This window comes from Streptomyces sp. NPDC050504 (assembly GCF_044458065.1).
In the GTDB taxonomy this organism is placed as follows: domain Bacteria; phylum Actinomycetota; class Actinomycetes; order Streptomycetales; family Streptomycetaceae; genus Streptomyces.
Window position 1 is genome coordinate 51,730 of the sequence record NZ_JBITHO010000005.1, and the last position, 18,804, is coordinate 70,533.

At 73.9% G+C, this 18,804-nt stretch carries 12 protein-coding genes, 1 tRNA gene and 1 pseudogene; 4 read left to right on the forward strand and 10 right to left on the reverse strand.

The features are described 5' to 3' along the window. Position 1: 1 nt before the first annotated feature. Positions 2 to 3,385, reverse strand: a complete 3,384-nt coding sequence (locus ACIBNE_RS19305) for an FtsX-like permease family protein (protein WP_399273056.1) — start codon at positions 3,383 to 3,385, stop codon at positions 2 to 4. A gap of 214 nt (positions 3,386 to 3,599) precedes the next feature. Then, complete coding sequence (locus ACIBNE_RS19310) at positions 3,600 to 4,004, reverse strand: globin (RefSeq protein WP_399273058.1); 405 nt, start codon at positions 4,002 to 4,004, stop codon at positions 3,600 to 3,602. 85 nt (positions 4,005 to 4,089) lie between these two features. Between ACIBNE_RS19310 and ACIBNE_RS19315 the strand changes: the two genes are divergently transcribed. Then, entirely contained in the window at positions 4,090 to 5,082 is a 993-nt protein-coding gene (locus tag ACIBNE_RS19315) for a methyltransferase domain-containing protein (RefSeq protein WP_399273060.1), read from the forward strand. 104 nt (positions 5,083 to 5,186) lie between these two features. Here ACIBNE_RS19315 and solA read toward each other — a convergent pair whose 3' ends face one another. The 8 genes and pseudogenes from solA to ACIBNE_RS19355 all read right to left on the reverse strand — a co-directional run bounded on the left by solA (position 5,187) and on the right by ACIBNE_RS19355 (position 15,560). After that, positions 5,187 to 6,347, reverse strand: coding sequence for an N-methyl-L-tryptophan oxidase (gene solA, locus ACIBNE_RS19320; protein ID WP_399273061.1), 1,161 nt, complete (start codon positions 6,345 to 6,347; stop codon positions 5,187 to 5,189). Positions 6,348 to 6,431: 84 nt separating this feature from the next. Beyond that, positions 6,432 to 7,124 (reverse strand): hypothetical protein, encoded by a 693-nt coding sequence (locus ACIBNE_RS19325; RefSeq protein WP_399273062.1) that lies wholly within the window; start codon positions 7,122 to 7,124, stop codon positions 6,432 to 6,434. Between the two features lie 8 nt (positions 7,125 to 7,132). Continuing rightward, on the reverse strand, positions 7,133 to 7,621 hold the full coding sequence (locus ACIBNE_RS19330; RefSeq protein WP_399273063.1) for an acyl-CoA thioesterase: 489 nt from the start codon (positions 7,619 to 7,621) through the stop codon (positions 7,133 to 7,135). 7 nt (positions 7,622 to 7,628) lie between these two features. Then, positions 7,629 to 9,293: an energy-dependent translational throttle protein EttA gene (gene ettA / locus ACIBNE_RS19335; RefSeq protein WP_399273065.1), complete on the reverse strand. Its 1,665-nt coding sequence runs from the start codon at positions 9,291 to 9,293 to the stop codon at positions 7,629 to 7,631. A 147-nt stretch (positions 9,294 to 9,440) separates the two neighbouring features. Then, on the reverse strand, positions 9,441 to 10,868 hold the full coding sequence (locus tag ACIBNE_RS19340; protein ID WP_399273067.1) for an LAETG motif-containing sortase-dependent surface protein: 1,428 nt from the start codon (positions 10,866 to 10,868) through the stop codon (positions 9,441 to 9,443). A 549-nt stretch (positions 10,869 to 11,417) separates the two neighbouring features. Further along, a pseudogene (locus ACIBNE_RS19345) lies at positions 11,418 to 11,798 on the reverse strand (single-stranded DNA-binding protein); the annotation flags it as partial. A 112-nt stretch (positions 11,799 to 11,910) separates the two neighbouring features. Beyond that, the gene (locus ACIBNE_RS19350; protein ID WP_399273069.1) at positions 11,911 to 13,911 is read right to left on the reverse strand and encodes a GTPase; all 2,001 of its coding nucleotides are present in this window, start codon (positions 13,909 to 13,911) and stop codon (positions 11,911 to 11,913) included. Then, positions 13,908 to 15,560, reverse strand: a complete 1,653-nt coding sequence (locus ACIBNE_RS19355) for an ATP-binding protein (protein ID WP_399273070.1) — start codon at positions 15,558 to 15,560, stop codon at positions 13,908 to 13,910. Before ACIBNE_RS19355 ends, ACIBNE_RS19350 begins: the two co-directional genes overlap by 4 nt. Positions 15,561 to 15,911: 351 nt before the next feature. On the opposite strand from ACIBNE_RS19355, the gene ACIBNE_RS19360 reads away from it, so the two are divergent. The 3 genes from ACIBNE_RS19360 (at position 15,912) to ACIBNE_RS19370 (ending at position 18,731) form a co-directional block, all read left to right on the forward strand. Further along, positions 15,912 to 15,984, forward strand: a tRNA-Arg gene (locus ACIBNE_RS19360). Between the two features lie 245 nt (positions 15,985 to 16,229). After that, positions 16,230 to 18,146 (forward strand): TerD family protein, encoded by a 1,917-nt coding sequence (locus ACIBNE_RS19365; RefSeq protein WP_399273072.1) that lies wholly within the window; start codon positions 16,230 to 16,232, stop codon positions 18,144 to 18,146. A 63-nt stretch (positions 18,147 to 18,209) separates the two neighbouring features. Then, positions 18,210 to 18,731, forward strand: a complete 522-nt coding sequence (locus tag ACIBNE_RS19370) for a hypothetical protein (RefSeq protein ID WP_399273074.1) — start codon at positions 18,210 to 18,212, stop codon at positions 18,729 to 18,731. Positions 18,732 to 18,804: the final 73 nt, after the last annotated feature.

Sequence of the window (18,804 nt, forward strand, 5' to 3'; positions counted from 1 at the left end):
GTCAGTTGCTCCCCTGGCGCAGCGTGACGACGGGATCGGTGCGGCGCAGTGCGATCGCGGCGACGATCAGCAGCGGTGCCAGGGTCACTCCGGCGATGAGCAGGGCGACCTGCCCGACGGGGAGTTCGACGAGGACTTCGGGGACGGGCTTGGTGGCCTGTCCGGTGAGGACGATGAGCGGGACGACGGCCCGGGTGAGTACGGCTCCGATGGCGAGGCCGACGAGGGAGCCGATGGCGATCAGCACGGTCTGTTCGGCGGCGATCATCCGGGCGAGCTGCCTGCCGGGGGCGCCGATGGCGCGCAGGACGGCGAATTCGGCGCCGCGTTCGCGGCGGCTGCCCACCGCGCTGACGCCGAAGCCGACGGCGGCGAGCGCGGCGGCGACCACGGCGACGGCGAGCAGCGCGGAGCGCGGTCCGGCGCCGAGCGGGTCGCTGGTCAGTGCTTCGGCGGCCCGGTCGCGGACGTGGACCTGGCTGGGCTCCTGGTCGGGGCGGGCGAGCACGGCGGCGGCGGCTTCGGCGGACTTGCCGGGGGCGGCGCTCAGCCACCATTCGCCGGGGAAGAGGCCTGCGGTGTCGCTCCGGGCGAACAGCTGGTTGAGGGCGCGCAGGTCGAACAGGAGCGCCCCGCCGTCGCGTTTGGCGGCCTCCCCGGTGCTGTCGGGCGGTGGTCCTCCGGCGGCGGGTCCCGTGGTGGGCAGGTGCCGTACGGACTTCACGAGGGTCGCGTTGACGCTCTCGCCGTTGAGGGTGACCGTGATGCGCTGGCCGACCTTGGCGCCCGCCGCCTTGAGGTAGGTGTCGGTGGCGACGGCCTTGAGCACGGTGGGCGTCTTGGGGCGCTGGGCCTTGACGACGACGTTGACGGTGGCGGGTTCGACCCATTCGAACTCGTTGGGGTCGGGGGCGTTGCCGGTGTCGTAGGAGACGGAGAGCGGGGTGCTTCCGGTGCCGACGGTGGTCAGCGGGGCGACGTCGTCCCCCCTGCTGGTGCTCTGCTCGCCGCGCCAGGTGCCGGTGGCGGCGGACGTCAGGGGGACGGGGCGCACCGCGCCGTCGGTGCCGACCGCCCGTATCGCCTCGATCGTCAGCTGCTGGCGTTCGGCGGTGCCCACGGGCTCCAGTTGGTCGACCTCGAAGCCGGTGAGGGCGAGGCCGCCCTGGGGGCCGACGTCGAGCGGGAAGGTGTGGCGGCGGCCGTCGGCGGGGACGGGGCCCAGGAGGACGCGGTACGGGATGCCGTAGCGGTCTTCGAGTGCGACGGTCACCAGGGGTTCGGCCCGGGAGGGCGAGACGCCGCGCGGCGCGCCCTGGACGGCGATGCGCAGGTCGATGCCGAGCTGCCGGGTCTTCTCGGGGATCCGCAGTCCGGCGCGGGGCGCTTCGGCAGGCGCGACGGCGGCGAGGACGTCGCGGGCGGTGTCGTCGCTGAGGTCGTCGCGCAGGAGCAGTCCGTCGGCGGCGTTCGCGGTGTCGACGGCGAGGAGGGTGGTCTGGCGGTTGCCGGACAGTTCCTCGGTGGTGCGGTAGGCGGGGGCGGCGGCCCTGACGCCGGGGACCGCGGTGAACTCGCCCGCGTGGGCGATGTCGCCGATGTGGCCGCCGGTGACGCGGATGTCGGCGCCGGAGGCGAAGTCGGCCTGGTCCTGCTGCGAGCGGTCCCAGGAGGCGGCCTGGCCGATGGCCAGCATGCCCATCGCGACGGCGAGGACCAGCAGCAGGACGGGGCCCGCGCCGCGCAGCGGGCGGCGGCTGAACTGCCATCCGGCGAGCGCGGCGGGCAGTCCGCGGCCGCCGGCGGCGCGCCGTTCGGCGAGCTTGGCGGCGGGCGGCAGCAGCCGCAGGGTCAGTACGGTGCCGGCGAGCAGTGCCAGGGCGGGCGCGGCGACCAGCAGCGGGTCGATGCCGAGGCTGCCGGAGCGGTCGCCGCTGAGCGCGCCGCCGCCAAAGTCGCCGGTCTGCCGGTCGAGCTGCCAGTAGGCGACGCCCGCGATGGCCAGCAGCGCGATGTCGGCGCCCGCGCGCACGGGTCCCGGCAGCGTCGCGGTGCGTCCCGCGCGGGCGGACGTGGCGGTGAGGGCGGGGGCGACGACGGCGAGCGCGCAGCCGAGCGCGGTGCCGACGGCGACGAGCCAGACGGTGGCGGTGTCGCCGCCGCCGATGCGCAGCCCGAGGTCGGTCAGGCCGCCCCGGTCGGCGAGGAGTTCGGTGAGGGGGCCGGCCAGGAGCGGGGCGCCGAGGGCGGCGGGCGCGGCGATGAGCAGGGCCTCGATCGCGGCGAGCGCGGTGATGCGGCCGCGCGAGCCGCCGCGGGCGCGCAGCAGGTCGGTCTCGCCCGCGCGTTCGGTGGACAGCAGGCGGGCGACGAGGAGCAGCGCGTAGGCGGCGAGCAGGACGAGCTGGACGGCGACGATGGTCAGCGTCGAGCGGGACACCAGCAGGGCGCGCTCGGCCTGGTCGAGGACGTTGGGGAGTTCGGTGCGGGCGGTGACGGCGCCCTGGTAGTCCTTGGTGCTGGTGAGGGCCGCTGCGGTGCTCTTGGCCGCGGCGCGCAGGGAGTCGATGCGGTCGGTGGTGAGGGTGCGGAAGTCGGCGGTGGCGATCCAGGACCGGCTGCCGTCGGTAACGCGGCGCGCGTCGAGCACGGAGGGGTCGGTGAGCAGCGGCCCGTAGGTGGTGAAGGTGAGGGAGCGCATGCCGCGCCCGCCGAGGTCGTCGAGCTGCCAGTACGGGTCGGTGCGGTCGACGGGCTCGTAGATGCCGGTGAGGCGGACCTTGACGGTGGCGTTCGGGCCGCCGACGCGGTCGGTGAGCGGGAAGGCTGCGCCGGGCTTGAGCGCGAGGCGCTGGGCGGCGGCGCGGGGCAGGGCGACCTCGACGGTGTCGCCCGTGGGCTTCTTCGGCCAGGTGCCCGAGGTGAGGCGGACGCGGCTGCGGTCGACGGCGGCGAAGTGGGTGAGGTCGGGGTCGCCGGCCTTCTCGCCCTTCTTGTCCGTGCCGCTCCGCGCGCCGGGTTTCGTCCCCGGTTCCGTTCCGTCCTTCGCGTCGGTCCTCTGCAGGCCGCGCGGCAGCGCGTACGGCCCCGAGACGGCGAACTCGCGCAGGGCGACGGGCAGTCCGTCGAACGCCCGGGGCGCCTTTTCGGCCACGTCCTTCTTCGCCCGCGCGGCCAGCTCGGGGTCGCTGAGGTGGGCGCCGACGACGAGCGTGGCCTCGGCGGCGGCGCGGTGGGTGAGCGTGTGGCGCAGGGCCGCGTCGCCGATGGAGCCGGAGAAGGCGGTGAGCGCGGCGAGCACCGCCGTGGTCAGGAGGACCGCGAGCACCGCCGCGGCCAGCAAGAGCCGGTGCGCCCTCGCGCGCAGGAATACGAACCCCGTCACCGGTCCCCCTACAAACAGCTGGTCTTCGCCCCCGCGCCCCCCGGCGTTCCGGGGATACTTTCAGAGGGCATTGGCCGAAGGAAACCGTTTGCGGACCGACCTTGATGGGATTGTGACCGTTATTCGATAACGGACCACCGAATTCCGTACATGCGGCGCTACACAGCGTTTTGAACGGAACGCAGCGCGGCGGTCCGTGACACCGCGTGACGCGTCAGCCCGCGGTGTTCACCATGGAAGCGGCCGCGTACGTCAGGTAGTTCCAGAGCGTCCGCTCGTGCTCCTCGTCGAGCCCCAGCTCGTCGACGGCCGCCCGCATGTGCTTCAGCCAGGCGTCGTGCGCGGCCCGGTCGACCTGGAACGGCGCGTGCCGCATGCGCAGCCGCGGGTGGCCCCGGTGGTCGCTGTAGGTGCGCGGCCCGCCCCAGTACTGCATGAGGAAGAGCACGAGCCGTTCCTCGGCGGGGCCCAGGTCCTCCTCCGGGTACATCGGCTTCAGCAGCGGGTCTTCGGCGACCCCCTGGTAGAAGCGGTGCACCAGGCGTCGGAAGGTCTCCTCGCCGCCGACCTGCTCGTAGAAGGTCTGCTCCTGAAGCGTGTCGCGCGGATTCTCAGTCACCCCTCCATGGTCTCAGACCACCCGGCCGAGTACCCGAGGCGTAGGACCACTCGCTTCCTGGGCTCCGGAGCAGCACAGTGGGTGCATGGGTGCGCCGCAGCGGGATCCGTACGCCGAGTCGGCAGCCGACGCGCGGTGGCAGCTGGTCCGGGCGATCGCGGCGGGCGGGACGCTGGAGGACCGGGCCTGGCGCACCGCGTTCGAAGAGGTGCCCCGCCACCTCTTCGTGCCGTACTACTTCGTGAGCAGGCCGGGCGGGTACGAGCGGCTGTGGTGCGACGACCCCGATCCGGTGCGCCGCGCGCGCTGGCTGCGCGGCGCGTACTCCGACGGGCCGCTCGCGACGCGGGTGCGGGACGGCGAGCTGGTCTCCTCCAGCAGCCAGCCCTCCCTGATGGCCCGGATGCTCCAGGCCCTTGAGGTGCGGGACGGGGACGCCGTCCTGGAGATCGGCGCGGGCACGGGCTACAACGCGGCGCTCCTGTCGCACCGGCTCGGCGACGACCTGGTCACCACGGTGGACCTCGACCCGGAGATCGCCGAGGCGGCCAGGCGGCACCTGGCGGCGGCCGGGTACCACCCGGCGGTCGTGACCGGGGACGGCGCCCGGGGGTGCCCGGCGCGCGGCCCCTACGACCGGATCGTCGCGACGTGCACGCTGCCGTCGGTGCCGCCCGCGTGGCTGGCGCAGTGCGGAGAGGGCGCCCGGGTGCTCGCGCCCCTGGCGAACGGGCTGATCGCGCTGACCGTGACGGTGGACGCGGCGGGCGCGCGGCGGGCCGAGGGCCGGTTCCTGCCCACCCCGGCCTACTTCGTGCCCCTGCGCGGCGGGGCGGCGGCGCTGTGGCCGGGGGTGCCGCACGTGGGGGGCCTGCCGCGGCGCGCGGTGGAGGACGAGCTGTTCCGCTTCCTGCTGGCGCTCACCGCGGGGCGCCTGGATCCGCACGAGGCACTGTCCCTGTGGCAGGGCGAGGCGCGCCCGGCACGCGAACGCTTCGGGGTGACGGTCACCGAAGCGGGCGCCCAATGGGCCTGGCTGGACGACCCGGAGGGCCCGTACCTCTGGCCGTTGGGGTGAGGGGCGCCGAGGCGAACGGGCGCCGCGGTGAGGGGCGCCGAGGTGAACGGGCGTCGCGGTGAGGGGCGTCGCGGTGAGGGGGGCGCCCGCGTCGGACGGTCCGCTCACCCCGGGCCCTGCGGCGGGAACCGCCCCGCCGCGAACAGGCCGACGGGATGCCCCGTGGCCCCCTCAAGCGCGAGGTCCGCCAGGATCTCCCCCACGACGGTCACGAACTTGAAGCCGTGCCCGGAGAACCCGCACGCGACCGAGACCCGGTCGGGGCAGGCCGGATGCCGGTCGATCACGAAGTGCTCGTCGGGGGTGTTGGAGTACATGCAGGTCACCGCCCGCAGGAACGTCCCGGGCAGCCCGGGGACGAACCGCGCGGCGTGCCGCGCCACCGCGGCGACCTCCTCCGCGCGGACCGTCCGGTCGACGGTCTCGGGCGTGCAGGGGCTCCCGCCCTCGCGGAAGAACGCGACCTTGACGCCGCCGTCCGGCCCGTCGATGGCGGGGAAGCCGTAGGACTGCACGCCGTCGGAGTCCTCCCAGATGTGGATCGGCTGCCGGTCGGGCGTGTAGGCGGCGGTGCCGCCGCGCGGCTCGAACCAGTACGTGACCTGCCGCTGCGCCACGATCGGCACCCCGACGTCGGCGAGCAGCGCGGGCGCCCACGCACCGGGGCAGACCACCAACTGCCCTGCCGTGTAGGCCGCTTCGGCGGTGCGGACGCGGACCCCGTCCCCGTACGGCTCCCAGCCGGTCGCCGGTTCCTGGAAGTGCAGCGCGGCGCCGTGCCGCGCGGCCAGCGCGAGGTGGGCCGACACGGTGTTCTCGGGGCGCAGGAAGCCCGCGCGCGGCTCGAAGAGCCCGACCTCGTCGGCGGCGGGGGCGAGCGTCGGGAAGCGGCGCCCGATCTCCTTGGCGTCGAGCAGTTCGTGCGGCAGGTCCCACTGCCGGGCGGAGAGCAGGGAGCCCGCGACGGTCCGCGCGTCGGGCCGGCCCGCCATCAGCCCGCCGCACAGCGTGACGACGTCGCGGCCCGTGTCGCGCTCCAGCCGCTCGTACAGCTCGAAGGCGCGCAGCAGCAGCGGTACGTAGTCGGGGCCCTCGAAGTAGGACTGGCGCGTGGCCCGGGAGCCGCCGTGGCTGGACCCCCGGTCGTGCGCGGGGCCGTACCGCTCCAGGCCGAGCACCCGGGCGCCGCGCTCCGCGAGGTGGGCCGCGGCGGCACTGCCCATGCCGCCGAGGCCCAGGACGATCACGTCGTACGCGCGTGCCATGCGTCCTCCCGGCCGGCCGCGGACTCTCCCTGGCCCCGCCATGGTGGAAAGACCCGGGCGCCCCGTCAAGGGCCGCGCACCGGGTCAGACGGGGGTGAGGCCCAGCCTGCGCGCGTCGCCGATCCCCGCCGTGCGCAGCGCGACGGAGCCGAAGGGCGTACGGAGCCGGAGCCAGGAGCCCGCGCCGAGCAGCGCGACGGGCACGCCGGGGCGGAGGAAGCCCAGCGACTGCGCGGCGTGCACCGCGCGCAGCGGCAGTCCGGTGGACCCCAGCTCGCGCGACCAGATCTCGCGCCCGATGAGGTCCCGTTCGGCGCGGGTGCGCCGCTCGTCGGGCAGCGCCTCGTCGCGGGCGCGGAACTCGCTCACGGCGGCGGCGACGGCCGCCCGCATGTCGTCGGCGCCGGGCAGCCCGGCGACCTCCTGCCAGCCGCCGCGCGGCGGGAGCACCCCGGCCCACGGCGGCCCGGTGACGGCCTGGGGGACGCCGAACTCCCGCTCGTCCCCGATGCCTTCGAGCAGTTCCCCGGCGGAGACCGTGCGGTCGAAGACCGCCGCGTCCCCTCCGGGGCCCGACGCGTCCGCGTCGAGCCGTACCGCGCGGACGGCCAGCACCTCGAAGGAGGGCGGCCGTCCGAACACGGCCAGCGCGCCGCCCAGGCCCTGCAGCCTGACGGCCGCCGCCCGGTCGTAGTGGATCAGGCGGCCGAGGAAGGCGGCGAGGTCCGCCGCCTCCCCGGCATCCGCGAACCGCAGGGTCTGTACGGGCGCTGTCATCGTCTTCCTTACGCCGCGAGGGCGCCCCGGCCCCGGCCGGACCCGGCGGTGGCGTCGCCGTCACCTTCGGCCCCGCCGACACCGTCGGCCCCGTTGTCCAGGTAGGCCTGGAGGAAGCTGCGCTCCTCCGCGGAGATCCTGCGGGGCCTGGCCGCTTCCAGGTCGTAGGGCACGACCACGGTCGACGCGGCCACGTAGACCTGGTCGGCGTCCTTGATCTCGTAGGCGATGGTCAGGGACGCCGCGCCTATCTTCGTGACCCAGGACTCGACGGTCACCGGCTCGTGCCGGTGGACCAGCGGCCGCTTGTAGTCGATCTCGTGGCGGGCCACGACGGACCCGCCGGAGAACGACGGCGAGCCGTCCCCCGGCGCGAGCCGGAACATGAAGTCGATCCGCGCCTCTTCCAGGTACCGCAGGAAGACGACGTTGTTGACGTGCCCGAAGGCGTCCATGTCCGACCAGCGCAGGGGGCAGCTGTAGATGTGCCGGGCCATCGTCGCCTCAGCCCCGGGTGAGCTTCTTGTACGTGGCGCGGTGCGGACGGGCCGCGTCGGCGCCCAGGCGCTCGATCTTGTTCTTCTCGTACGACTCGAAGTTGCCCTCGAACCAGTACCACTTCGACTCGCCCTCGTACGCGAGGATGTGCGTCGCCACCCGGTCCAGGAACCAGCGGTCGTGGGAGATGACCACGGCGCAGCCGGGGAACTCCAGGAGCGCGTTCTCCAGGGACGACAGGGTCTCGACGTCGAGGTCGTTGGTCGGCTCGTCGAGGAGCAGCAGGTTGCCGCCCTCCTTGAGCGTCAGGGCGAGGTTGAGGCGGTTGCGCTCACCGCCGGACAGCACGCCCGCGGGCTTCTGCTGGTCCGGGCCCTTGAAGCCGAAGGCGCTGACGTAGGCGCGGGACGGCATCTCGACCTGGCCGACGTTGATGTAGTCCAGCTCGTCGGAGACGACGGCCCACAGCGTCTTCTTGGGGTCGATGTTGGCGCGGCCCTGGTCGACGTAGCTGATCTTGACGGTCTCGCCGATCTTGATGTTGCCGGAGTCCGGCGTCTCCAGACCCTGGATCATCTTGAACAGCGTGGTCTTGCCCGCACCGTTGGGGCCGATGATGCCGACGATGCCGTTGCGCGGCAGGGTGAAGCTGAGGTCGTCGATGAGGACCTTGTCGCCGAAGGCCTTGGAGAGGTTCTCGACCTCGACGACGATGGAGCCCAGGCGCGGGCCCGGCGGGATCTGGATCTCCTCGAAGTCCAGCTTCCGCATCTTCTCGGCCTCGGCCGCCATCTCCTCGTACCGGGCGAGACGGGCCTTGGACTTGGTCTGCCGCCCCTTGGCGTTGGACCGCACCCACTCCAGCTCTTCCTTGAGGCGCTTGGCGCGCTTCTCGTCCTTCTTGCCCTCGACCTTGAGGCGGGCGGCCTTCTTGTCGAGGTACGTGGAGTAGTTGCCCTCGTAGGGGATGGCCCGGCCGCGGTCGAGCTCCAGGATCCACTCGGCGACGTTGTTCAGGAAGTACCGGTCGTGGGTGACCGCGACGACGGCGCCCGGGTACTTCGAGAGGTGCTGCTCCAGCCAGTTCACCGACTCGGCGTCGAGGTGGTTGGTGGGCTCGTCGAGGAGGAGCAGGTCCGGGGCCTCGATGAGGAGCTTGCAGAGCGCGACGCGGCGCTTCTCGCCACCGGAGAGGTTGGTGACGGGCCAGTCGCCGGGCGGGCAGCCCAGGGCGTCCATGGCCTGCTCCAGCTGACCGTCGAGGTCCCACGCGTTGGCGTGGTCCAGGTCCTCCTGGAGCTTGCCCATCTCCTCCATCAGCTCGTCGCTGTAGTCGGTCGCCATCAGCTCGGCGACCTCGTTGAAGCGCTTGAGCTTGCCCATCAGCTCGGCCGCGCCGTCCTGCACGTTCTCCAGGACGGTCTTCGACTCGTCGAGCTTCGGCTCCTGCATGAGGATGCCGACGCTGTAGCCGGGCGAGAGGAAGGCGTCGCCGTTGGACGGCTGCTCGATGCCCGCCATGATCTTGAGGACGGTGGACTTACCGGCGCCGTTCGGGCCGACCACACCGATCTTCGCGCCGGGCAGGAAGTTCAGGAAGACGTCATCCAGAATCACCTTGTCGCCGTGCGCCTTGCGCGTCTTGCGCATGGTGTAGATGTACTCAGCCAAGAGAAACCGTCCGGCAGATCGTGGGGTGGGCAGATCCATCCCATTCTGCCGCACCCGTGCCCCCGGACGGAAACGGCCCCCGTGCTCCCCCGACGGAAACGGCCCCGGCGCACGGGCACACCGGGGCCACTCTCCGCTCACGCGCGGTTACTCACCGCCGTCGTTCTCCTTCTTCCTGCGGGTCAGCACGACCGCCGCGCCGCCGACCAGCAGGAGCGCGATCGCCGCCGCCGCGATCATCGGGGTGGTGCTGGAGCCGCCGGTCTCCGCGAGGTTCTCGCCGCCGCTGCGGACCGCCGGGAGGCCCGCCGCCTCGCCGGGCGCGCTCTGCCGCGTCAGCTGAGCGGACATGCCGCCGGCGGGGCTGCCGCTGGTGCGGCAGTCGAGCACGCCCTCGAAGTTCCTGGACAGGCCGCCGGGCCCGGTGATCGTGAAGTCGTACGCCTGGTCCTCGCGCACCGGGACGGTGGCCGTCCGCGTCAGGCCGGCCGGGATGGCGTGCTCGGTGTCCAGCAGCTCGAAGGTGAAGGGCTGGTCGCCCTTGTTGACCGCGGTGATGTCGACGCCGCCGTCGGCGCAGTTCTTCCTGGCCGTCAGCGCCGGGATGGCGCCCTCCTTGGCCCAGGTGGCGGAGGCCCGCGCGGTGACCGTGGACTGGCTCGACCCGGCCAGGATCTGGGTCTGGCTCTTGGTGAGCCCGGCGAAGACGCGGCCCACCGGCACGGAGGCGGTGGCCTGGACGGCGAGCGACGCGGTGCCGTCCACGGCGGTGGAGGGGACGTCGAAGAAGAGCTGCGCGCCGTTGGCCGCGGCCTTGACCGGCCTGCCCTTCTTGTCGACGACCCGGATGCCGTTGGCCGCGGCGTCGGCGGGCGGGGCGACCGCGACGCGGCGCGCGGTGGTGCGGACGGTGACGGGGCCGAGGCGGTGGCCGGACTTCCCGGAGACGGCGGCGGGCTCCAGGGTGAGGGACGCGCGGGGCTCCTGGGCGGTGCGCGCCTTCTTCTGGAGCCAGTCGGCGAGCTTCTCGGCCTGCGGGTCCAGGGCCTCGACCGCGGCGTTGTCGGAGTACCGCCAGACGGCGACCTGGGTTCCGGCGGCGGCTGTCTTCTCGCTGAGCGGCCCCGTGCCGGCCTCCTTGGCGAGGCCCACGAGGTCGTCGACCTGCGGGTAGGAGTGCTGGAGGATCCAGCGGATCTTCCCGGCGTTCTTGTTCGCGCCGAGCGAGGTCTGCGCCCAGGGGGTCTCCAGGTACTTGGCCTGGTCCTGGGTGGGGTTGTGGACGTCGATGCCGTACGTCTTGAGCTTGCCGCCGCCGTCGACGGTCATCTCGAAGAGTCCGGCGGGCAGTTCCGTGACCTTGGCGGGGGCACCGTTCTCGGCCGGTGTGCGGAGCACGGCCCTGTCGTAGGTCTTCAGCCCGTCCAGGGTGGCGACCGCGCCGCTCTGGTCGTCGGGCGCGTCCAGGGCTGCCGCGGCGCCCGCCCCGGATATCGCACCCGCCGCCACCAGGCCGGTGACGAGGACCGCTGCGGACAGTCGGCGGGCCAGGCCCCGCCCCCGTTGAGCAAACAACAGACTTCCCCTCCGGGCGAGGCCCTAGCGCGTGGTGCGCACGTGGGGAGTGCCTCGCCAGCAGACTCAAGTGCCCCATGAGTACCCGGGAATCCTATGAAGGACGTTGATCACCGACCCCCAAACCTACAGTCAGATAACCATTCCGAATCGGAATCGTTATCAGTGAAGTCGCCGCGCCCCTTGCTTTCTTCACAGTGCCTGCACCTCTCGTGAACGCTGCGTAATTCCCGCGGTCCGCGCGGCCGCCGCGGCCTTTCGGGGGCCGCGCGCTTCGCCGTTGTCCGGCGCGGCCCGGCCGCCGCTTCCGCCGCCGACCGGGTCGCGCGTTCCGACCGGGTCGCGCGTTCCGGCCGGTTCACGTGTTCCGGCCTGGTGCGAGGCGCCGCCCTGGTCCTCGCCTCCGCCCGGGTGCTCGCCTCCGCCCGGGTGTCGGGTCCCGCCCGTCTCGCGGGTCCCGTACGCCTTCCTGGCCTCGTACGCCTCCCTCGCCGCGAGCGCCTCGCGGACCGAGTACGCCTCCCTGCCCGCGTACACCTCCCTGCCGCCGCGCTCGGTCAAGGCCGGATCCGCCTTCGACACGCGGCGGAACGCGGCCGTGCCGCGCGACAGGTCGTGGCCCACCGCGAACGCCTCGATGTCGACGAACGTCCTGCGCTGCCCGTCCCGCTCCTCCTCGCGCACCTTCAACCTGCCGTGCACCACGAGCGGTTCGCCGACCGTGACCGAACCCGCGAGATTGGCCGCGAGGGAACGCCAGGCGAACACCGTGTAGAAATTGGTGTGTCCGTCGGCCCAGAGCTGTTTCTCGCGGTCCCAGCGGCGCGCCGTCGCCGCGAACCTGAATCGTGCCATCGAGCCCGTCGCCGTCTCGCGGAACTCCACGTTCGTGGCCACGTTCCCCACCACGGTCACCATCGTCTCGGACACAGGTCTCCCCCTTCCACGGACCGGGCCCCGCCCGGAATCCGGCCCCGGCCCCCCGTCGGTTCCGGTGATTCCATGGTGGGCCCGGTCCGCGCGTCCCGCCGCGGCCTGTGGACTACCGGCCGGTTGTGGACAACCCCGTCACCGTCGCGTACTGCTCGCGCACCTCCCGGTACCGCAGCAGCTCCGCCGCGACCGGGTCGAGCACCTTCGCCCGCCCGCACCCGGCCGCCGCCTCCCGCAACCGCCGCTCGGCGTCCTGCCCGTACCTGCGCGCCGGCCCCCGCGCCGCCACCGCGCACGACCACTCCACCAGCGGCCCCCCGACGATCCCCGCGAGCATCACCAACGCGGGCGCGGCAAGACCCGGTTCGAGCACCCCGATGATCTGGCCCGCGAGCCACAGCGCGCCGAAGACCTGCAACAGCGTCATCGCGGCCTGCGTCAGCACCGCGGCGGGCCACCACGCGGGCCGCGGCGGTCTGGCCCCCACCCTCCCGACCGCCCCCACACCCGTCTCCCCCGTCTCCCCCATCTCCTCCGTCTCCCCCGCCGCCTTCCCGACCGCCCTTCCGACCGCCCTCCCGACCGTCTTACCGCCAGGCCTCCCGCCCTGCCTCCCGCCCTGCCTGCCGCCCGACGCCGCCTCCCGCTCCGCGAGTTCGTCCAGCGCCTCCGGCAGGCCCTCGGCCCCGCGCACCGCCGCCTCGTGCACCGCCGCCGCCCACGGCGCGGGCAGCCCGCGCGACGCGTCGTCCGCGACCTGGCGCACCGCCTGCTCGACACGCTGACGCGCCGTCAACTCGTCCTCCACGGGAGCCGCGGCCCGGGGCGAGACGTCGGCGCCCGGGGTGCGCGTCCGCTCGTACCACCGCCAGAGCCGCAGCCAGGGCGTGCCGCACGCCTTCCCCGCGTTCCTGCGCCACTCGCGCTCCGCCGCCTGCCCGGCCGCCGCCGCGCCCACCGCGGCCGCCAGCCGGTCGCCGAACTCCTCGCGGGCCCGCTCGTCGAGCCCCGGCCGCCCCTCGGCGACGTACACGGGACGCAGCCCGGCCGCCGCCGCGTCCACGTCGGCGGCGAGCCTGCGGGCCGCCGCCGTGCGCTCCCGTACGAAACCGCCCAGCAGTTCGCGCAGTTCGCCGAGCCCTTCGCCGGTGAGCGCGGAGAGCGCGAGCACCGTGGCGCCCGGTTCGCCGTGCTCGCCGAGCGCCATGCCGTCCTCGTCCAGGAGCCGCCGCAGGTCGTCCAGGACCTGGTCGGCCGCGTCGCCCGGCAGCCGGTCGATCTGGTTGAGCACCACGAACGTCACTTCGGCGTGCCCGGCCAGCGGCCTCAAGTACCGCTCGTGCAGCGCCGCGTCCGCGTACTTCTCCGGGTCGACGACCCAGATCACCGCGTCGACCAGTGCCAGCACCCGGTCCACCTGGTCGCGGTGCGCGGTGACGGCGGAGTCGTGGTCGGGCAGGTCGACCAGGACCAGGCCGTCGAGCCCTTCCAGTCCTTCGACGGTCTGAAGGGGCCTGCGCCGCAGTCGTCCCGGGATCGCGAGCCGGTCCAGCAGTCCGGCGGCGCCGTCCGTCCAGCTGCACGCGATGGGCGCGGCGGTGGTGGGGCGCTTCAGTCCGGTCTCCGAGATCGACGATCCGGCCAGTGCGTTGAAGAGCGTCGACTTGCCGCTGCCCGTGGCGCCCGCGACGGCGACGACGGTGTGCCGGGAGGAGAGCCGCTGCCGCGCGGCCGCCTCGTCGAGCACCCGTCCGGCCTCGGCGAGGGTCGCGCCCTCCAGCCGGTTCCTGGAGAGGCCGACCAGCTCGCGCAGCGCGTCCAGCCGGGGCCGCAGGGCGGTGCCGCAGGGCAGGGCGCTGTCCACCGGGGCGTCGCGGTGCTGTTCGGCGGTGATGTCCCGGACGGGGGGCAGCTGGGTGGCCCTGCGCCGGATGATCCCGTCGTCCCAGCGCGCGTCGCCCTTGCCGGGCGGGGCGCTCTTGTCGTGCGCCGCGCCCTTGTCGGGCGTTTCGGTCGGGGCACCGTCGCGCCCCTCCTCCCCGGCCCTCTCCGCCCTCTCGGCCCTCTCAGCCTTCTCCATGTTCTCGGTCCGGCCGGTCACGGCAGTCATCGCTGCCACCTCTCCTTCTGAAGTACGGACAGCGCGGCGATCAGTTCGGCCTGGGGTTCGGGGCTGACGTCGAGGGCGTCGACGGGGGCGAGCCGCCGGTCGCGCTCGCCGTTCAGCACGCGTTCGATGTACGCGGCGACCAGGGCGCCGCCCTTGTCACGGAGCCTGAGCGCGCCCTGGACACCGATCCGTTCGGCGAGCTGTTCGCCCGCCGCACGGGCCCGGCGTCCGCCGAGCAGGGCGGCGGCGAGGAGAGCGGCGACGGTCTCGGCGTCCGGCAGGGTGCCGCGCTCCGCGTCCCGCACCTCCTCCTCGGCCAGCTCTTCCAGTACGCGCCGCCAGCGCCGTACGGCGAGCCCGATGCGCCCACCGGCATCACCGGCCTTCCCCCCGACCCTTCCCCCTTCTCCATCCCCGCCCCCGTCCCCGTCCGCTTCCGGGAAGGTCAGCCCGGCGGCGGCCGGGTCGCGCGCCCAGTTCCCCCGTACGGCCTCGTCGGCGGCGGCCACCGCGCACACCAGCAGGGCGGCCAGGCTCTCGGCGAGCGAGTCGAGGAGTTCACCGGCCGAACTGTCGAGCGGATAGCCGCGCCACCGGGTCCTGGCGTCGCCGGAGAGCACGGCGCCGCTCCGCAACTGCCGCTCCACGCGTTCGCCCTCCCTTTCGTACGCCTCTTCCACCGCACTGTTCAGCCGTACGGCGGCGGCGTGCTGTGCGGCGACGGCGGCGGCGAGTTCGGGCATGCGGCTGTTCAGCGAATCGACGACCCCCGCGGCGGTGCGCCCGACGGCCTGCTGCCGGGCGGCGGGGTCCTGTGCGCGGTGGGCGAGCCACGCGTACAGCGGGGCGACGGCGGTGGTGGGCAGCAGCCCGCTGCCGCCGCCCGCGGATTCGGGGAGTTCGGGGATGGTGAAACGGGGTACGTCCCCGAGTCCGGCCCGGGTGAGCAGCGCCCCGTACTGCTGCGAGACCTCGGCGACGAACTGGTGGGGCACCCGATCGAGGACGGTCACGAGCGAGGCGTCGTACTCCTTGGCGGTACGGAGCAGGTGCCACGGGACGGCGTCCGCGTACCGCGATCCGGTGGTCACCATCACCCATACGTCGGCGGCGCAGAGCAGTTCGGCGGCGAGCAGTCGGTTGTCGGCGACGAGGGAGTCGATGTCGGGGGCGTCGAGGAGGGCGAGTCCGCGGGGCAGCGATTCGGCGGTCTCGACGCGCAGGGTGCTGTCGCGGCCGTCCTCTTCGCCGTCCCCCTCCTCGGCCTCCACCCCGGGCCTGGGCAGCCAGACCCGGGTGAGCTGCGGCAGCACGCGGGGGCCCGCGAACCAGTGGTGGTCGTCGGGGTGGCACACCAGTACGGGGACGCGGGTCGTGGGCCGGAGCACCCCGGCCTCGCTGACGCACCGCCCCACCAGCGAGTTGACGAGCGTCGACTTCCCGGCCCCGGTGGACCCGCCGACGACCGCGAGCAGCGGCGCTTCGGGGTCCTTGAGCCGGGGCACCAGATAGTCGTCGAGCTGCGCGAGCAGTTCGACCCGCGTCTGGCGCGCGCGTGGCGCACCCGGAAGAGGAAGGGGGAGGCGCACGGCGGCGACCCGGTCACGCAGGGCGGAGAGTGCGTCGATCAGCTGAGGCCGTACATCCATGGTCACCACATGCGAAGAATGCCCAATTTTGGCGCCTTTTTGAAGCGTATGGGCACCCTCTGCGCGCCGGTCGGATACCGGGAACAGACGGGACGAGTGGGGCGCAGGCATAACGAGTGCACAACACCCGTGGCCTGAGACGCAAAAAGCGCTGCGGGAATCGCACTCGCCTGCGATTATCGGTTCGCTTCACCGAACCTCCACATCGTGCCACGCAGGTGAAGCAACCGGGTCAAGGCGATCGGAGCCCTATCCTTGTCCCGGCAAGGTCACGGACACGGGTCACGCACCACGACCCACCCCGCCGACCTGCCCAGCCCGGGGCTCCCGGCCACCGCGGCCACCATCCCGGCCCCCGTAGCTCAGTGGATAGAGCAGGCGCCTTCTAAGCGCTTGGCCGCAGGTTCGAGTCCTGCCGGGGGCGCACGATCGGACCCTCCTTCGGGAGGGTCCTTTTTGCTGGTCGGGAAGCCTAGCGGGGCGCGCGTAGCGGCCGCGTAAACGCCGCGGCTCACCGGCGCCGGTGCGGGCGGCGGGCTCCGCGCCCGCTCTTCCGGCAGCCGTTCAGCGGGCCCGGGGCGGTGGATGTGGTGGGCTTGGGGAAAATGTGGGTGGGGAAAATGGGGATTCGGTTGATGGAGCGGGGGGTTCCGCAACATCCTTGCCCGCATGAGTCTCGTCAGTGCGGCTGTCGGTCTGCCCGACATGCGGGAGTACGCCCATGAGTGGGCCCTGGTGGATGTGGAGACCTCCGGGCTCGTCGCTCGGCGCGATCGGGTGCTGTCCGTTGCCGTGGTGACGCTCGGGGCCGACGGGGAGCAGACCGGGGAGTTCAGCACCCTGCTCGATCCGGGGTGCGATCCCGGGCCCGTCGAGGTGCACGGGCTGACCGCCGAACGCCTGCGCGGGGCGCCCGGGTTCGGGGCGGTCGCCGGGCGGATCGCGGCGCTGCTCGAAGGGCGGGTGCTCGTCGCGCACAACGCCCAGTTCGACTACGACTTCCTCGCCCACGAGTTCGCCCGCGCCCGCACGCCCCTGCCCGTGACCCGGCGGCTGTGCACCCTCGCGCTCAACCGGCAGATGGACCCGCCCACGGAGGACCTGAAGCTCGGCACGCTCGCCGCCCACTACGGCGTACCGCAGACCCGTGCGCACGACGCGCTCGACGACACCCGGGTGCTCACCGGGATCCTGCGGGCCTCCCTGCGCGAGGCCGCGCGCCTCGGGCTGCCGCTGCCGTTCGTCTCCTGCCCGCCCCGGCAGGACGTGCGGTTCGCTCCCCGGGCGCCCAAGACCCCCTGCCCGTACCGCAATCCGGGGCGCATGGCCCCCGGCGGGCCGTTGCTCCAGGGCATGAAGGTCGCCGTAACCGGCAGCACCGACCTCTCCCGCGCCGACCTCGTCGAACGCGCCGTCGCCGCCGGGCTCAACGTGGTGTCGTCCGTCAGCCGGCACACCAGCGTGCTCGTGACCAACGAGCCCGCCTCCACCTCCGCCAAGGCCCGGCGCGCCGCCGCCGAGGGCGTGCCCGTCCTCGACGAGGCCGCGTTCCTGCGCCTGTTGGCTGAGGTCGGGGGCGGGGAGCGCCACGGGGAGAGCGGTGGGGCGAGCGTTGGGGAGGGTGTTGGGGAGGGTGGGCCGGAGAGCCGTGGGGCGAGTGGGCCAAAGAGCGGTCGGGAGGGCAGTGGGGGGCTTCCTGCTCCTCGGGGGCCTCTGGATCAGGCTCCGGTTCCGGCCCAGGTCCAGACTCCGGCACCGGCCCCGGCCTCGGCCCCGGCCCGCACTTCCCCCGCCGACCGTCCCCTCCACCGCCGCCGCGTCCTCGTGCTCGGCGGTACGCACCCCGTGGCCGTCGCCGCCCGTACGCGCGTCGTCGAGCTCGGCGGGTCCGCCGCCGTCAACCTCTCCGCCAGCGTCACCGACGTCGTGCTCCTGGCCGACGGCGAGCGCGACCGCCGCATGCGCCGGATCACCGCACTCGAAATCCCCGTGCACGACACGGACTGGCTCGACGCGCCCACTCCCGTCGCCCCCACCGCCTGGGCGGCCGTCGCGCGGGCGAGCGAGCCCCAGGTGCTACCGCGCGGCGGCGTCGTCGACCTGCCCCCTGGGCAGTGGCACGTCACCGCGGGCTGGGTGCCGCCCGTCGGCTGCGAGATCGACGTGGTGGCGTTCGCGCTCGACGGGGACGAACAGGTCCCGTTCGACGAGGACTTCGTCTTCTACGGCGCCCCCGAGAACCCTTCGGGGACCGTACGGCTCCTCACCGACGGGCCCGCCGAGCAGACCGTCGTCGTCGACCTCCCCTCCCTCGCCCCCTCGGTGCGCAAGCTCGTCGTCGCGGCGGCCGTCGACGGGCCCGCCACCTTCGGGGACGTCGGCGCGGTCCAGGTGGCCGCCGCCCCGGGCACCGGATCCGCGCCGCTGGCCCGCGCCACCCTGGACGCCGCCACCACCGAACGCACCCTGCTCCTCGGCGAGTTGTACCGGCGCGGGCCCCTGTGGCGGTTCCGGGCGGTCGGGCAGGGGTACGACCACGGGCTCGCGGACCTCGCCCGGGGGTACGGGGTCGACATCGCCGAGTGAAGGCGGCGCCACATGGCGCCATCATGGGTTGTAGTGGCGTCACACTGGTGCCATGATGGCGCTATGGACCTCACGCCCCATGTCGACCGCCTCAGGCAGGAACTCGTCCTCGCCGCGGAGGCGCGCGGCGAGGACGCCCGCGACCTGGCCGAACGGCTCGCCGCTCCACTGGAGTCGGCCGTCCGGCTCACCCTCCTCGACGCGCTCTCCGCGGCCATGAGCGAGGTCACCCGCGAGCTCGCGCCCGGCTCGGTCGACGTGCGACTGCGGGGCCTCGCACCGGAGTTCGTGGTGACACCACCGCCCCGGGACAGACCGTACGAGAACGCCCCCGCGGCCCCGACCCCGGCCGCCACCACCGCCACCACCGCCACCACCGCCGCCATGGATGACGACGGAAGTGTCGCGCGCGTCAACTTCCGGCTCCCCGGGCACCTCAAGTCCCGCGTCGAGAGCGCCGCGAGCCGGGAGGGCCTGTCGGTCAACGCCTGGCTCGTTCGGGCCGCCGCCGTCGCCCTGGAACCGGGCGGTGCCGCTCCCGCACACCGCGCCGACGCGGACGGCCTCACCTGGTGGGCCCGCTGAATCCCCGCCCCGGGGCCGGAACCGGTGCCGGTGCCGCGTCCGGCGCCCGCACCGCACGCCCGGGAATCGGGGA

Coding starts and splice junctions, on each gene's coding strand:
- ACIBNE_RS19365 (WP_399273072.1), top strand. CDS start 16,230: ATGAGTCTCGTCAGTGCGGCTGTCGGTCTGCCCGACATGCGGGAGTAC.
- ACIBNE_RS19350 (WP_399273069.1), bottom strand. CDS start 13,911: ATGACTGCCGTGACCGGCCGGACCGAGAACATGGAGAAGGCTGAGAGG.
- ACIBNE_RS19325 (WP_399273062.1), bottom strand. CDS start 7,124: ATGACAGCGCCCGTACAGACCCTGCGGTTCGCGGATGCCGGGGAGGCG.
- ACIBNE_RS19370 (WP_399273074.1), top strand. CDS start 18,210: ATGGACCTCACGCCCCATGTCGACCGCCTCAGGCAGGAACTCGTCCTC.
- ACIBNE_RS19355 (WP_399273070.1), bottom strand. CDS start 15,560: ATGGATGTACGGCCTCAGCTGATCGACGCACTCTCCGCCCTGCGTGAC.
- solA (WP_399273061.1), bottom strand. CDS start 6,347: ATGGCACGCGCGTACGACGTGATCGTCCTGGGCCTCGGCGGCATGGGC.
- ACIBNE_RS19330 (WP_399273063.1), bottom strand. CDS start 7,621: ATGGCCCGGCACATCTACAGCTGCCCCCTGCGCTGGTCGGACATGGAC.
- ACIBNE_RS19315 (WP_399273060.1), top strand. CDS start 4,090: ATGGGTGCGCCGCAGCGGGATCCGTACGCCGAGTCGGCAGCCGACGCG.